Consider the following 15,113-nt stretch of genomic DNA (forward strand, 5'->3'; position numbering starts at 1 on the left):
AGCTCCCTCGGCCTAGTACGAGAAGGCCATCGGCTTGTCGGCGTCACGGGAGTCGCCGCCGATCTTCGTGGGCGGGTTGAGGTCGGCCTCGGTCAGCTCGGGCGGGCCTGCCTTGACGTACTTCACCAGCAGCTTGACCTCGATGACGGCGAGGACGGCGTAGAGCGCGGTGAAGATGATCATCGAGGTGAGGACCTCGCCCTGGGACACCCCGGGGGAGACCGCGTTCCGCGTCTGCAGGACGCCGTAGACGACCCACGGCTGGCGGCCCATCTCCGTGAAGATCCAGCCCCATGAGTTGGCGATCAGCGGGAAGGCCAGGGTCCAGATCGCGATGCGCCAGTACCAGGGGGTGAGCTTCGGCCCGAGCGCCTTGTTCTTGAACAGGACCAGATGCGGCACCTCGTCCTCGCCCACCCGCAGATGCTGCGGCAGCATGAACTTCTTGCGGGTCAGCCAGAGACCGACGATGCCGATGGCGAAGGACGCCATGCCGAAGCCGATCATCCAGCGGAACGCCCAGAAGGTGACGGGGATGATGGGCCGGTAGTCGCCCGGACCGTGCTGGGCCTGCTCGGCCTTGTTGGTGTCGTTGATCCCGGGGACATAGGAGTTGAAGTCGTCGTCGGCGAGGAACGACAGCACCCCCGGAACGGACAGTTCGACGGTGTTGTGCCCCTTGCTGACGTCGCCGTAGGCGAACACCGAGAACGGCGCGCCGTTCTGGCCGTCCCACAGGGCCTCGGCGGCGGCCATCTTCATCGGCTGCTGCTTGAACATGACCTTGCCGAGAGTGTCACCGCTCACCGCGGTGAGCAGGCCGGCGATGACGACGGTGATGAGCCCCAGCCGCAGCGAGGTCTTCATCTCGCGCACATGCTTCTTGCGGGCCAGGTGGAAGGCCGCGATGCCGACCATGAAAGCGCCGCCGGTCAGGAAGGCCGCCGTGAGGGTGTGGAACGCCTGGCTGAGCGCGGTGTTCTGGGTGAGCACCGCCCAGAAGTCCGTCAACTGGGCGCGCCCCCGCGCCTTGTCCATCGTGTAGCCGACGGGGTGCTGCATCCACGAGTTGGCGGCGAGGATGAAGTACGCCGACAGGATCGTGCCGATCGCGACCATCCAGATGCAGGCCAGGTGGATCTTCTTGGGCAGCTTGTCCCAGCCGAAGATCCACAGCCCGATGAAGGTGGACTCGAAGAAGAACGCGATCAGCGCCTCGAAGGCGAGTGGCGCGCCGAAGATGTCACCGACGAAGCGCGAGTAGTCCGACCAGTTCATGCCGAACTGGAACTCCTGCACGATGCCGGTGACGACACCCATCGCGATGTTGATCAGAAAGAGCTTCCCCCAGAACTTCGTCGCTCTCAGATACTTCTCGTTCTCCGTGCGGACCCAGGCGGTCTGCAGTCCGGCCGTGAGAGCAGCCAGGGAGATCGTCAGGGGGACGAAGAGGAAGTGGTAGACGGTGGTGATACCGAACTGCCATCGCGCCAGGGTCTCCGGCGCCAGTGCCAATTCCACGTCGTCAGCTCCTTACATCGCCGTGGTACTGCGGCAGCTTTGCCCCTTTTGCCACACCCATCGGGGGAGCAAACGGGACCACGCTTGTGAACGCGTTCACATTCACAAGCAATTATGACGCATGGCCGTTCGACTCCGGAGGGGTGGGGGGTCGCTAACGCGAACCGGCCGGATACGACGGAATCGGATCGATGGCCCGGTGGCGAGGCCCGCCTGCGGAAACACGCCCGAGACGGGCGGGCCGGGCGAATGGCTCCTCTACACACATGTGGCCCGTTTCACGTGAAACGGGCCACATGCAGGACCATCGCGCCCCGAGGGACGGACGAACCTACAGCTCCTTACGGAACGCCTCGGTCACCTTCAGGAAGATGTCGTTCGCCTCGTTCTCGCCGACCGTCACCCGCACTCCCTCCCCAGCGAACGGCCGGACCACCACCCCGTGCCGCTCACAGGTCTCCGCGAAGTCGTTGGTGCGCTCCCCCAGCCGCAGCCAGACGAAGTTGGCCTGCGTCTCGGCAACGGTCCAGCCCTGGGCCCGCAGCGCGTCGACCACCCGCGTCCGCTCGCACACCAGCGAGCCGACCCGGCCGAACAGCTCGTCCTCGGCGCGCAGCGAGGCGATGGCCGCCTCCTGCGCGAGCTGGCTCACCCCGAACGGCACCGCCGTCTTGCGCAGCGCTGCCGCCACCGGCTCATGGGCGATGGCGAAGCCGACGCGCAGCCCGGCAAGGCCGTACGCCTTGGAGAAGGTCCGCAGGACGCACACGTTCGGCCGGTCCCGGTACAGCTCCACCCCGTCCGGCACCTCGGGGTCGCGGATGAACTCCCGGTAGGCCTCGTCGAGCACCACCAGCACGTCGGCGGGCACCCGGTCCAGGAACCGCTCCAGCTCGGCCCGCCGCACGACCGTGCCCGTCGGGTTGTTCGGGTTGCACACAAAGACCAGGCGCGTCCGGTCGGTGATCGCGTCGGCCATTGCGTCCAGGTCGTGCACCTCGCCCGGGGTGAGCGGGACCTGCACGGACCGGGCACCGCTGATCTGCGTGATGATCGGATACGCCTCGAAGGACCGCCAGGCGTAGACGACCTCGTCGCCCGGGCCGCTGGTGGCCTGGAGCAGCTGCTGGGCCACGCCGACGGAACCGGTGCCGGTGGCCAGATGCGCGAGCGGGACGGCGAACCGCTCCGACAGTTCGTTCATCAGCCCGGTGCACGCCATGTCCGGGTAGCGGTTGAAGGACGAGACGGCGGCGGTCACGCTCTCCATGACACCGGGCAGCGGCGGATACGGGTTCTCGTTCGAGGAGAGCTTGTAGGCGGCCGGGCCGCCCGCCGCCGCGGGCTTGCCCGGCTTGTAGGTGGGGATACCCTCCAGCTCGGCGCGCAGCTTGGGGCTCGTCTCGCTCACCGCAGTCCTCCTCGCGACCACCGGCGGACCATCAACGCCGCCGGCATCCAATACTCCTCACCATATGAGGATTCGGCGTCCGTGCGTACAGGCCGGAACGCAAGGGAAGCGATGAGGGGCAAACCTCACGAACCCCACCGGCATCAAGGGCATCACGGTATGAATCAGCACGAAACAGGGGGCGCGTCACACATATATCTACGCGCCGGTGGCTTACGCCCTAGCGCGCATCCCTCGTGCAGGTGAGTTGAGACCTCTTCGAAACATCGGACACTTGGCAGGCCCATGTGCGTCGGCACGTCACGTCCTGCCATTGGATCGTTCAACCGGCTTGTATTCCAAGGAAGTTGACCCATTTTGACCATGCAGAAACGTGCCTGTCACTGGAGGCATATGCGTCCGCACTACCCCACCGCATGAGCCCTACTATCGGCTCGCCATGACAGCAGCAGGGAAGCACCAGGTGAGCCGCACGGAAACCTCACGTCGAGGCAGCCGGCCGGGTCGGGCGGGCATCAGGGACGTGGCCGCCGCCGCCGGAGTCTCCATCACGACCGTCTCCGATGCCCTGAACGGCAAGGGCAGACTCCCGGACGCCACCCGCCGTCATGTCCGCGAGGTCGCCGACCGGTTGGGCTACCGCCCGTCGGCCGCGGCACGCACGCTCCGCACGGGCAAATCGGGCCTCATCGGCCTCACGGTGACGACGTACGGGGATGAACCTTTCACCTTCACCGAGTTCGCGTATTTCGCCGAGATGGCCCGGGCCGCGACCTCCGCCGCGCTCGCCCGCGGCTACGCGCTGGTGATCCTGCCCGCGACCTCACGCCACGACGTGTGGTCCAACGTCGCCCTGGACGGCACCGTCGTCATCGACCCCTCCGACCAGGATCCGGTGGTCAGCGAGCTGGTCCGGCAGGGCTTACCGGTCGTCTCCGACGGCCGCCCCGTGGGCCGGCTCCCGGTCACGGCATGGGTCGACAACGACCACGAGGCCGCCGTCCTCGGCATCCTCGACCATCTCGCCGAGGCGGGCGCCCGCCGCATCGGCCTGCTCACCGGGACGACGACGGACACCTACACCCATCTGTCGACCACCGCCTACCTGCACTGGTGCGAGCGCGTCGGCCAGGACCCGGTGTACGAGGCCTACCCGGCGCACGACCCCTGCGCCGGCGCCGTCGCCGCGGACCGGCTGCTGGCCCGCCCGGACCGCCCCGACGCCGTCTACGGTCTGTTCGACCCCAACGGCACCGATCTGCTCGCCGCCGCCCGCCGCTACGGCCTGCGAGTCCCGGACGACCTGCTCCTGGTGTGCTGCAGCGAGTCGACCGTGTACGCGAACACCGAGCCGCCCATCACCACGCTCTCGCTGAAGCCGCGCCGCATCGGCACGGCCGTGGTCCAGCTCCTCATCGACGCCATCGAGGGGGTCGAGTCGGACCGACCGGTCGAGCAGGTGATACCGACCGAACTGATGGTGCGCACCTCGTCCCAGCGGCGGCCGCCGCGCACGACGGTCAGCCCGCCCCGGGTGCCGGAAGAGAACCAGTGATCCGGGGCCGACGGCGCGCGCGCCGCGGCCCCCGGTGGTGACAGCAGCGACCAATCGGGGCGAAAGCCGCGTTGATCCGAGCTCCTGCCCCGATTGACCACCCCTGGGTCATCACATGGCGCGATCCGCATTCCTATGATGGGCCCACGACACCGCGGACCGCTGCGACCAGGCAGTCCGATGTGGTGCAGATGCGGCGCGATGGTGGAGGGGTCGGATGACTCAGGGGGCCGGTCAGGGACCCGAAGCGGAGCGGACGGCGACGTTGCGCGACTTCCGGGTGCCCGCGTACGTCAACGAAACCGGTCCGTACGCCCATAGCGCCCACCCCGGCGGCACCGTCACGCCCGCCGAGGAGGGCTATCCGGAGGGCTACACCCCCACCGAACGCGACCTGCCCGTCATCACCCGCGGCGACACGCTCCAGGTGCCCGTCGAACCGGCGCCCGCCCCGGCCGCGCAGCCCACGGCCGGCCCCGGCGCGCTGTTCGTGGTCGGCGATGTGCACGGGTATCTCGACGAACTGGTCGCCGCCCTCCAGCACAAGGGCCTGATCGACACCGCGGGCCACTGGTGCGCGGGCACCGCCCGGCTCTGGTTCCTCGGCGACTTCACCGACCGCGGCCCCGACGGCATCGGCGTCATCGACCTCGTGATGCGGCTGTCCGCCGAGGCCGCCGCGGCCGGCGGCTACTGCAAGGCCCTCATGGGCAACCATGAACTGCTCCTGCTGGGCGCCAAGCGGTTCGGCGACACCCCCGTCAACTCCGGCGCGGGTACCGCCACTTTCCAGGCCGCCTGGCTCCTCAACGGCGGCCAGAAGACCGACATGGACCGGCTCCAGGACCACCATCTGCAGTGGATGGCCCGCCTCGACGCCGTGGAGGAGGTCGACGGCTATCTGCTCGTGCACTCCGACACCACCGCCTACCTCGACTACGGCGACTCGATCGAGGCCGTCAACGACACCGTCCGCGAGACCCTCACCCGCAATGACGCGGACGAGTGCTGGGATCTGTTCCGCAAGTTCACCAAACGCTTCTCCTTCCGCGACGAGGGCGGCGCCGACGCCGTCCGCTCGCTGCTCGATACGTACGGCGGCACCCGGATCGTTCACGGCCACAGCCCGATTCCCTATCTGCTCGGGCAAGTCGGTTCCGAGGACGGCGAGGAGGGCACCGGGCCCGTGGTCGAGGGCCCGCACGTCTACGCCGACGGGCTCGCCATCGCGATGGACGGCGGCGTGACCATGGCCGGAAAGCTGCTGGTCCAGCAACTCCCCCTGGATATCTGAGGGTTCTCAGGGCAGGCGCCCCGCCACGACGTCCGCGCCGGCCGGCTGCCAATTTCCGGCAACCCCCTGTCACCGCGTACCGTCACGGCTCTACCATCGGCTTATCCGTAGCAGGCTCCCCTCCGTTTCTGCCCGACGGCTCGCCGGCGTGCGAGCCCCAAGCCCTACGGAGCATCGGGGGATGCACATGAACAGCGTTCCGCAGCACCTGCTGAACGAGGACCGCCAGGACTACGAGCGGATCCTCGATGAGGCGCTGCGCTCCGCACCACACCGCCCTGACCTGGCCACTGTCGGACAGCGGCTGAACTCCGAACAGCTGCGCACGATGGCGCTGAACGCCACCGCACTCATCACGGCGACCGCGGCGACCGAGTACCAGCACTATGTGAAGGTCCGCGAGGAACTGCGCCAGCCGGCGCCGTCCACCCTGTCCTCGTCCACCCCGGAATCCGGTTCCACGGACCCGGGCTCGGGCGCGGTGGGGCTCGCCGCCACCCTGGGCGAGGCCGCCGAGACCACCGGCGCGGGCGCCATCGCCGTCGTCGCGGTCCTGGCCCCCGTCCTCGCCGGAACCGCCGCGGCGATATTCCTGCTCGTCGGCTACGTCCTGAAGTTGCTCGACCCCGAGCCCGCGTTCGCCCAGACCATGCTCACCGCGGGCTGGGTGTTCGGGGCGGTGACCGCTGCCGCGATCCTCGTCGCCGCCGTCGGCCTGCTGCTCACCGCCCTGCGCAACCGCCCCTCGCTGGAGGTGGGAGCGTACGCGGCGGCGAACACGGAGCTGGTCCGGGCCCGGGAAGCCTGGCAGGAGGCCCTGCTGGAACGGGGCATCCTGCCGTTCCTGCGGGACGCACTGGCGGAACCCGGCATGACGGCGAACCTGCGTACGCATCCGCCTGCGCCGACCAGCCGCATGCCGCGCCTCGGCTACGGCCGCCCGGGCTTCAGCAGCCCCGAGGACGGCTCCGCACCGGGCTCACGTCCGAGCTTCAGCAGCCCGGACTACACGAGCCCGGACTTCGGCGGCCCGGACCACCAGCCGGAGTGATCCCGGCTTGCGCCCCCGAGGGGGCGCAAGCCGGGCACCCGGTGCCACCCGTCGACTCCCGAGAAGCCCGGCGCCAAGGACGCCGTATTCCGGCCACATTCCTGGTGTTCGGGACGACGCCGCGTTCAGTCGGCGATCGGCAGGTACACCCGGTTGCCGCCGGCGGCGAACTCCTTCGATTTCTGGAACATTCCCTCGGCGATGTCCTCCGGTGAGGCCCCGTCGGCCGCGTCGCCGCCGAACCGTTCCGTGATGCTGTGGCTGATCTTCATCGAGCAGAACTTCGGTCCGCACATGGAGCAGAAGTGGGCTGTCTTGGCGGGTTCGGCCGGGAGCGTCTCGTCATGGAACTCCCGTGCCGTGTCCGGGTCCAGGGCGAGATTGAACTGGTCTTCCCACCGGAACTCGAAGCGGGCGTCGGACAGCGCGTCGTCCCACTCCTGCGCGCCCGGGTGTCCCTTGGCGAGGTCGGCCGCATGGGCGGCGATCTTGTAGGTGATGACGCCGGTCTTGACATCGTCCCGGTTGGGCAGGCCCAGGTGCTCCTTGGGCGTGACGTAGCAGAGCATGGCCGTGCCCCACCAGGCGATCATCGCGGCACCGATGCCGGAGGTGATGTGGTCGTAGGCCGGAGCGACGTCCGTGGTCAGCGGGCCGAGCGTATAGAACGGAGCTTCATCGCAGATCTCCTGCTGAAGGTCGATGTTCTCCTTGATCTTGTGCATCGGGACGTGTCCCGGGCCCTCGATCATCGTCTGTACTTGGAAACGCCTCGCGATCCGGTTGAGTTCCCCGAGCGTGCGCAGTTCCGCGAACTGCGCCTCGTCGTTGGCGTCCGCGATCGAACCGGGGCGCAGGCCGTCGCCGAGCGAGTACGTGACGTCGTAGGCGGCGAGGATCTCGCACAGTTCCTCGAAGTTCTCGTACAGGAACGACTCCTTGTGGTGCGCCAGGCACCAGGCGGCCATGATCGATCCGCCGCGCGAGACGATGCCGGTCTTGCGGTTCGCGGTCAGCGGCACGAACGGCAGCCGCACCCCGGCGTGGACGGTCATATAGTCCACGCCCTGCTCGGCCTGCTCGATGACCGTGTCCTTGTAGATCTCCCAGGTCAGTTCCTCGGCCCTGCCGTCGACCTTCTCCAGGGCCTGGTACAGCGGCACCGTGCCGATGGGCACGGGGGAGTTGCGCAGCACCCACTCGCGGGTGGTGTGGATATTGCGGCCGGTGGACAGGTCCATGACCGTATCGGCGCCCCAGCGGGTCGCCCAGGTCATCTTCTCGACCTCCTCCTCGATGGAGGACGTCACCGCCGAGTTGCCGATGTTGGCGTTGACCTTGACCAGGAACCGCTTGCCGATGATCATCGGCTCTGTCTCCGGGTGGTTGACATTGGCGGGCAGCACGGCCCGTCCTGCGGCGATCTCCTCCCGGACCACCTCGGGAGAAACGTTCTCCCTGACCGCCACGAACTCCATCTCCGCAGTGATCTCGCCCCGCCGCGCATAGGCGAGTTGGGTGACCGCTCCGCCCTCGCGGCTCCGGCGCGGCTGGCGCGGGCGGCCCGGGAAGACCGCGTCCAGGTTGCGCAGACCGCCGCGCGGCGAGGTGTGCTTGATCCCGTCGTCCTCGGGACGGACGGGGCGGCCCGCGTACTCCTCCGTGTCACCACGGGCGATGATCCAGTTATCGCGCAGCGGCGGCAGACCCCTGCGGACGTCGGTCTCGACAAGCGGATCGGTGTACGGGCCCGAGGTGTCGTAGAGCGTCACCGACCCCCCGTTGGTGAGGTGCACCTGACGGACCGGCACCCGCAGATCGGGGCGCGAGCCCTCGACATACCCCTTGTGCCAGCCGATGGATCGTCCCGCCCCCGCGTCATCGGCGTCATCGGACCCGTTGACGGATCCGTTCACCGCGTGCTGTGTGGAGACAGGCGTGCGTACGTCCTTGTTGGTCATGAGACCTACTCCCTACGCCGGCATTACCCGGTAACAGGTTCGGCGGTCGACGCAGCGGTGTCCGTCCATCGGTGCTTCCTGTGAAACATCACTCGTTCCACGTGAAACATCGCGAAGACGGAGGTCAGCGCCCTCTCAGCCCGGTGCTCCGAGCTCCCGCGTGTGCAAAGGTGCCTCCACGCTAGCGTCAATTCGGGCGCGGTGAACAGAGGGCCCCTGTCGTTCTTGCGATGATCGGTCGGTGACCACGATGCAGCAGTCCCCCCACCCCCCGTCCGGGCCGCAGCGCAGCCACGGCTCCGCGCAGGGCGGCGGACACGGCCACGAGGGCCACGATTCCGGTGACGGCCACGAGCACGGCCACGCCCACAGTCACGGTCATGGTCCCGCGGCGCCCGTCTCCAAGCATCTGCGCAAGGTCATCGCGGCCGTTCTCATCCCGTTCGCCGCGGCGGTCGTCGTCGGGCTTGTGGTGCTCTGGCCCGGTAGCGCTCCGTCCCACGAGCGCACCGGGGTCGGCTTCGACCGGCAGACGCAGCAGGCCACGGTCACCCAGGTCGTCGCGGTGAGCTGCAAGTCGGTGAACGCCTCGGGAGACACCCCGACCGGGGACACGTCCACCGCCGAGGGCAACTCCGCACAGCAGCAGGCAACCGGCACCTGCAAAAAGGCCACAATCCGGGTCGACACCGGCAAGGACAAGGGCCGTACATTCACGGAGATCGTCCAGCCGGACCAGTCACGGCAGTTGCACCAGGGCGAGAACGTCGTCGTCGCATACGAGCTGTCGGCCCCGAAGGACCTGCAGTACTCGGTCACCGATGTGAACCGGAAGTTCCCCCTGGTGCTGCTCGCCGGGGTCTTCGCGCTCGCCGTCGTGGTGGTGGGCCGGCTGCGTGGCGTGATGGCGCTGGTCGCCCTGGCCATCAGCTTCATGGTGCTGACCCTCTTCATCCTGCCCGCCATTCTCCAGGGCTCGAACCCGCTGGTCGTGGCGGTGGTCGGAGCGAGCGCCATCATGCTGATCGCCCTGTACACCTGTCATGGGCTGTCGGCCCGGACCTCGGTGGCGGTGCTCGGCACACTGGTCTCGCTCCTGCTGATCGGCGTCCTCGGCTCGGGGTTCATCGGCTGGGCGGCGCTGACGGGCAACACGGACGACAACACCGGCCTCATCCACGGTCTGTATCCTGCGATCGACATGAGCGGTCTGCTCCTGGCCGGCGTCATCATCGGCTCGCTGGGCGTCCTGGACGATGTGACGGTGACGCAGACGTCGGCCGTCTGGGAGCTGCACGAGGCCAATCCCTCGATGGGCTGGCGCGGGCTGTACCGGGCGGGCATCCGCATCGGCCGCGACCACATCGCATCCGTCGTCAACACACTCGTCCTCGCCTATGCCGGTGCGGCGCTGCCCCTGCTGCTGCTCTTCTCGATCGCGCAGAGCAGTGTCGGCACGGTCGCCAACAGCGAACTGGTGGCGGAGGAGATCGTCCGCACCCTGGTGGGCTCGATCGGCCTCGTCGCCTCGGTGCCCGTCACCACGGCGCTGGCGGCACTGGTGGTGTCGGCCGACCGGCCGGGGCGGCAGGCAGCGGCGACCGCAGCGGCGGGACAGGCCCCCGCTGGGACGGGGCAGCCCGCCGTGGCGCGTGGCGGACGGGGCAGGCGCCGCAAGCGCTGACATCCCGCGGGCAAGCACGGTGGAGCGCCCGGCATGGCGCTGTCCCGCGCGGTGCGGCGGACGCGGGGGAGCCGGTGCAAGGCCGAAAGGGACAAGGAGAAGCGTTCCTGCGCAATCCGGTGCGGCACGGTCGGGCGGGCTCTGCGACGCGGGACGCCTCAGCCGGCGCTCTGCTCCTCGGCCAGGATGCGGTCCAGGGCCTCGTCGAGATGGGCGTCGAAGTCGGCCAGCGCCCCCTCCTGGCCCAGCGGCACCAGCTTGTCCGTACGGTCGAGGAACGTCACCAGCGGTGGCGCCGAGGAGCGGAAGACGGCCTGGTCGCCGCCGACCTGAAGCCGGATCAGCACCTCGCCCAGAACCTCGGCATCGGTGGGCGCGATATGCACATCCCCGTCCCCGCACGGCCTGCCCACGCCGTCGACCAGCAACTCCCGCCCGAAGGCCCAGGTCACCGGGGCGTCCCCGGGCAGATGGAAGGTCAGCCGTACGGCATAGGGATCACAGGTCTCGTACCGCAGCTCCACCGGAATGCGGAAAGAGAGCTCCTCGGAGACGAGAAAGCTCATCATGACCTCTGCCTGTACGGACTCGCGCATCGCCTACCCCGTCGTGTAACGCCGACCGGCCTCGAATGACCCCACTGCAACTGAGGGCATCTTGCTGAACGTATGCGACAGATCACAAGGAGTGAGTTTTCAGATACTGATAGAGAGCGCGAGTGCCCCGAGATGCCGTCCGATCCCGGCCTGCAGTTGCTCCACCGTGGGCAGCAGCCGATCGGCCTGGCGGGCGGGCATCGAGATGGCCATCGTGGCCGCCGTGCTGCCGATCGTGATCGGCACGGCGGCGCAGACCGTACCCAGGGCGTACTCCTGCCGTTCCATCACCGGTTCCATCCGCCGCGTCCGCTCCAGACGCCTCAGCAGGCTGTGGTCGTCACGCACGGTGTACGGGGTGAGGGACTGCACCGGGTAGCGGTCGAGGTGGTCGCGGCGCGCCGCGTCGTCCAGCTGGGACAGCAGGCACTGGCCGATCGCGTGCGCGTGCCCGGTCTCGCGGAAGTCGGCCCACTCCTCGACCGCCGGATTGCCCGGGGTGTCGGAGACGCACACGACGTCGATCTCACCCTCCCGGTACACGGCGTAGTACACGGGGACGCCGATGGCGTCGCGCCAGCGCGCGAGCGTGGCGGCCACCGTGCTGCGACGTTTCTGCTTCGCACCGCTGCCACTCAGCCGCACGGCCGCCTCACCGAGGAAGAACAGCCCCTTCTCACGCCGCAGATAGCCCTCGTGCACGAGGGTGCGCAGCAGGTGGTAAGCCGTGGGGAGCGCCAGCCTGGTCTCGCGGGCCAGCTGCTTGGCGGGCGCTCCGTACTCGTGCCCGGCGACACACTCCAGCAGGCGCATCGCGCGCTGCACAGATCCGATGAGGGTCGCGGCGGGCGGCCGCTCGGGGATGGCCGCGGCGGGCGGCCGCGGCACGGGAGGCGCAGCGGTGGATGTCGGCAAGGGAGACGTGTGTGTCTCCGCGGGTGCGGTGTCAACCATGGCCGAAGTCACTCCCGAAGCGCGAGGGGCAGCCCGTGCGGGGGAACCCGGGTGGGGCCTGCGCCGCCCGGAGGGGCTGGACCCCGCGTGGAGTTCCGGACTCTAACCGTCGGCCACGGCTGTGGGCCGGTCTGCCCGGAAACTTCCCTCGCGCGAGGGAACCGGTGATTCCTGTTACCGTCACCGTGCTCCCAAGGTGCTCACCAGTCGCCGCGCGACGAGGAGCTGGACATGAACTTCCGCACCACATAGATGAGTCCGCCGACCAGCGCCACGAAGATCAGCGCCTTGAAGAGCAGGCCGATCACGAAGCCGACCACGGTCGCGATCAGGCCGCCGAACACGACCAGGGCGATGACCGGCACCGCGACCCACTTCACCCACCACGGCAGTCCCGCGAAGATCTCTCGCATTGCCCTCGTCCTTCTCTGCGTCGCAAGCGTTCCCGGACACGCTCCACGCGTCCGAGGGTCCTCGACGCCTGTCGATGCCTCGATGGTCGTCGATGTCCCGCTCTCGATGCTAGGGCCGCGGGGCGCCGCCGCGGGGGCCTCGCACCCCTTGTCCGCCCCTGACCGTTCCCCTAGGGACCCGGCAGGCCACGGTCACGCCTCGGGCGGAGAGAAGACCACCAGGACCCGCAGATCCTCGCTGATGTGATGGAACTTGTGGGCCACGCCGGCCGGCACGTACACCACGCTGCCGCGCGCCACCTGCGTCGTCTCCGTGCCGACGGTGATCGAGGCACGACCGCTCACGACGAAGTACACCTCGTCCTGGCGATGCGGCTGCTGCGGGTCGTGCTCGCCCGCATTGAGCGCGTACAGACCGACCGACATGTTCCGTTCACGCAGAAACTGCAGGTAAGCGCCCTCGTTGGCGGCGCGCTCCGCCTCCAGTTCGTCCAGCCGGAATGCCTTCATCGCCCTTGCCGCCCTCGCCCCACTGCTCGTCGCCGGTCTCGTCTGCCACGATCAGACACATGAAGAATTTCGTAGTCAAGACGCTCGCCAATGCGGGTGCCCTGGCCGTCGCCGTGTGGCTGCTCGACAAGATCACCCTGACAGGTGACAGCACCGCCAAGAAGATCGGTACGCTGATCGTCGTCGCCCTGATCTTCGGCCTGGTGAACTTCCTGGTCAAGCCGGTCGTGAAGGTGCTGACCTTCCCCTTGTTCATCCTGACGCTCGGCCTGATCACCCTGGTGGTCAACGCGCTGATGCTGCTGCTGACCTCATGGCTGTGCGACAAGCTCCAGTTGAGCTTCCACGTGGAGGGGTTCTGGACCGCCGTTCTCGGCGGTCTGATCATCTCGATCGTGTCCTGGGCGCTGAACCTCGTCCTGCCCGAAGGCAAGGACTGAACCCACGATGGTCTACCGCGTCTGCTTCGTCTGTACCGGCAACATCTGCCGCTCCCCGATGGCCGAATCCGTCTTCCGCGCCCGCACGGCGGAGGCGGAACTCGCGGATCTCGTCGAGGTCGACAGCGCCGGCACCGGCGGCTGGCACGAGGGCGATGGCGCCGATCCGCGCACCGTCGCCGTCCTGGACGAACACGGCTATGACATCGATCACAGGGCCCGGCGGTTCCAGCCGTCGTGGTTCTCCCGGCTCGACCTGGTGATCGCCCTGGACTCCGGACACCTCAAGGCCCTGCGCCGCCTGGCACCCACGGAGGAGGACGCGCGCAAGGTGCGGCTGCTGCGCTCGTACGACCCCGGGGCCGGGGACGATCTCGACGTGCCCGACCCGTACTACGGGGGGCTGGACGGCTTCGCGGAGTGCCTTGAGATGGTGGAGGCGGCGAGCACCGGGCTGCTCACCGCCGTACGCGAACATCTGGAGGGACGGGCCGCATGAGCGACACCACCGAGGACGGCGGCCGGCCCGGCGACGGCACACGCGCGGTCCGCGCCGGGCTGCCCGAGCCGGTCAAGCACGAGCCGACACTGCCCGGACCTGTCTTCGCCGCCCATTTCCACCTGCCCGGCGAGGTGACGGGCCCCTACGCCTACGGCCGTGACGACAACCCGACCTGGACGCTGCTGGAAGGCGCCATCGGCGAGCTGGAGGCGCCCGGGCGGGACGGTGTCGAGACGCTGGTGTTCGCCTCCGGCATGGCGGCCATCGCGTCGGTGCTCTTCTCCCAGCTGCGCGCCGGGGACACGGTCGTACTGCCCTTTGACGGCTACCAGGTGCTGCCGCTGGTGCGCGCCCAGCTGGAGGCGTACGGCATCGAGGTGCGCACCGCGCCGACCGCGGGCGACGCCCAGCTCGACGCGCTGGACGGAGCGAAGCTGCTGTGGATCGAGACGCCGTCGAACCCCGGGCTCGACGTGTGCGACATCCGGCGCCTGGCCGAGGCGGCACACACGCGTGGCGCCCTGGTCGCCGTCGACAACACCCTGGCCACGCCGCTGGGGCAGCGCCCCCTGGAGCTGGGCGCGGACTTCTCGGTGGCCAGCGGCACCAAGCAGCTCACCGGCCATGGGGACCTGCTCCTGGGCTATGTCGCCGGGCGCGATCCGCAGGCGATGGCCGCCGTGCGCCGCTGGCGCAAGATCGTCGGGGCGATCTCGGGGCCCATGGAGGCCTGGCTCGCGCACCGTTCCATCGCCACGCTCCAGCTGCGCGTGGACCGGCAGGACGCCACGGCACTCACCGTCGCCCTGGCGCTGCGGGACAGGCCCGAGGTGGCCGGGCTGCGCTATCCGGGGCTGCCCGACGACCCCTCGCACAAGGTCGCCGCGCGGCAGATGCGGCGCTATGGGTCCGTGGTCTCCTTCACGCTGCCCACGCGCGGGCGTGCCGAGCGTTTCCTGGAGGCGCTGCGGCTCGTCGAGGACGCGACGAGCTTCGGCGGCATCCGGTCCACGGCCGAACGCCGTGGCCGCTGGGGCGGGGATCCGGTCCCGGAGGGGTTCATCCGGCTGTCGGTCGGCGCCGAGGACCCCGAGGACCTGGTGGCCGACCTGCTGCGCGCGCTGGACGAGTCGGCTCCGTGACCGGCTGACGGACGGTCCGAGCCTCCCCCCCCTCGTGGCTCGGACCGCCGCGGTTCCGTGCGCGAAGAACCGCGCCAAC

14 protein-coding genes are annotated in these 15,113 nt (G+C 69.1%); 7 read left to right on the plus strand and 7 right to left on the minus strand.

Annotated features, from left to right (window positions below):
• Positions 1-12: 12 nt before the first annotated feature.
• Together ABT245_RS09220 and hisC are read right to left on the minus strand one after the other, a co-directional pair.
• Positions 13-1,521 carry a cytochrome ubiquinol oxidase subunit I gene (locus ABT245_RS09220; RefSeq protein WP_351730775.1) on the minus strand — a complete coding sequence of 503 codons (1,509 nt, stop codon included), beginning with the start codon at positions 1,519-1,521 and terminating at the stop codon, positions 13-15.
• A gap of 331 nt (positions 1,522-1,852) precedes the next feature.
• Complete coding sequence (hisC, locus tag ABT245_RS09225) at positions 1,853-2,932, minus strand: histidinol-phosphate transaminase (protein WP_351730777.1); 1,080 nt, start codon at positions 2,930-2,932, stop codon at positions 1,853-1,855.
• Between the two features lie 439 nt (positions 2,933-3,371).
• On the opposite strand from hisC, the gene ABT245_RS09230 reads away from it, so the two are divergent.
• The 3 genes from ABT245_RS09230 to ABT245_RS09240 all read left to right on the plus strand — a co-directional run bounded on the left by ABT245_RS09230 (position 3,372) and on the right by ABT245_RS09240 (position 6,832).
• On the plus strand, positions 3,372-4,487 hold the full coding sequence (locus ABT245_RS09230; RefSeq protein ID WP_351730780.1) for a LacI family DNA-binding transcriptional regulator: 1,116 nt from the start codon (positions 3,372-3,374) through the stop codon (positions 4,485-4,487).
• A gap of 217 nt (positions 4,488-4,704) precedes the next feature.
• A complete protein-coding gene (locus tag ABT245_RS09235; RefSeq protein ID WP_351730783.1) occupies positions 4,705-5,781 on the plus strand; it encodes a metallophosphoesterase in 1,077 nt (358 codons plus the stop codon).
• A 181-nt stretch (positions 5,782-5,962) separates the two neighbouring features.
• Positions 5,963-6,832 (plus strand): hypothetical protein, encoded by an 870-nt coding sequence (locus ABT245_RS09240; protein ID WP_351730786.1) that lies wholly within the window; start codon positions 5,963-5,965, stop codon positions 6,830-6,832.
• A 125-nt stretch (positions 6,833-6,957) separates the two neighbouring features.
• Here ABT245_RS09240 and thiC read toward each other — a convergent pair whose 3' ends face one another.
• The gene (gene thiC, locus ABT245_RS09245) at positions 6,958-8,793 is read right to left on the minus strand and encodes a phosphomethylpyrimidine synthase ThiC (RefSeq protein WP_351730788.1); all 1,836 of its coding nucleotides are present in this window, start codon (positions 8,791-8,793) and stop codon (positions 6,958-6,960) included.
• 250 nt (positions 8,794-9,043) lie between these two features.
• Between thiC and ABT245_RS09250 the strand changes: the two genes are divergently transcribed.
• Complete coding sequence (locus ABT245_RS09250) at positions 9,044-10,477, plus strand: YibE/F family protein (protein ID WP_351731238.1); 1,434 nt, start codon at positions 9,044-9,046, stop codon at positions 10,475-10,477.
• 158 nt (positions 10,478-10,635) lie between these two features.
• On the opposite strand, the gene ABT245_RS09255 is transcribed toward ABT245_RS09250, so the two are convergent.
• The 4 genes from ABT245_RS09255 to ABT245_RS09270 all read right to left on the minus strand — a co-directional run bounded on the left by ABT245_RS09255 (position 10,636) and on the right by ABT245_RS09270 (position 12,950).
• Positions 10,636-11,073: an SsgA family sporulation/cell division regulator gene (locus ABT245_RS09255; RefSeq protein WP_351730791.1), complete on the minus strand. Its 438-nt coding sequence runs from the start codon at positions 11,071-11,073 to the stop codon at positions 10,636-10,638.
• Positions 11,074-11,172: 99 nt separating this feature from the next.
• Positions 11,173-12,027 carry an IclR family transcriptional regulator gene (locus tag ABT245_RS09260; RefSeq protein ID WP_351730794.1) on the minus strand — a complete coding sequence of 285 codons (855 nt, stop codon included), beginning with the start codon at positions 12,025-12,027 and terminating at the stop codon, positions 11,173-11,175.
• 200 nt (positions 12,028-12,227) lie between these two features.
• Positions 12,228-12,440 (minus strand): DUF5326 family protein, encoded by a 213-nt coding sequence (locus tag ABT245_RS09265; protein ID WP_351730797.1) that lies wholly within the window; start codon positions 12,438-12,440, stop codon positions 12,228-12,230.
• Between the two features lie 192 nt (positions 12,441-12,632).
• Complete coding sequence (locus tag ABT245_RS09270) at positions 12,633-12,950, minus strand: cupin domain-containing protein (RefSeq protein ID WP_351730800.1); 318 nt, start codon at positions 12,948-12,950, stop codon at positions 12,633-12,635.
• A 59-nt stretch (positions 12,951-13,009) separates the two neighbouring features.
• Between ABT245_RS09270 and ABT245_RS09275 the strand changes: the two genes are divergently transcribed.
• Genes ABT245_RS09275 through ABT245_RS09285 form a run of 3 tightly spaced genes read left to right on the plus strand, consistent with a single transcriptional unit; the run spans position 13,010 to position 15,034 of the window.
• Positions 13,010-13,390 carry a phage holin family protein gene (locus ABT245_RS09275; RefSeq protein WP_351730803.1) on the plus strand — a complete coding sequence of 127 codons (381 nt, stop codon included), beginning with the start codon at positions 13,010-13,012 and terminating at the stop codon, positions 13,388-13,390.
• Positions 13,391-13,397: 7 nt separating this feature from the next.
• Complete coding sequence (locus tag ABT245_RS09280; RefSeq protein WP_351730806.1) at positions 13,398-13,889, plus strand: low molecular weight protein-tyrosine-phosphatase; 492 nt, start codon at positions 13,398-13,400, stop codon at positions 13,887-13,889.
• On the plus strand, positions 13,886-15,034 hold the full coding sequence (locus ABT245_RS09285; protein ID WP_351730809.1) for a cystathionine gamma-lyase: 1,149 nt from the start codon (positions 13,886-13,888) through the stop codon (positions 15,032-15,034). Before ABT245_RS09280 ends, ABT245_RS09285 begins: the two co-directional genes overlap by 4 nt.
• Positions 15,035-15,113 lie beyond the last annotated feature (79 nt).

It is taken from the genome of Streptomyces sp. NPDC001508, assembly GCF_040298665.1.
GTDB lineage: Bacteria > Actinomycetota > Actinomycetes > Streptomycetales > Streptomycetaceae > Streptomyces.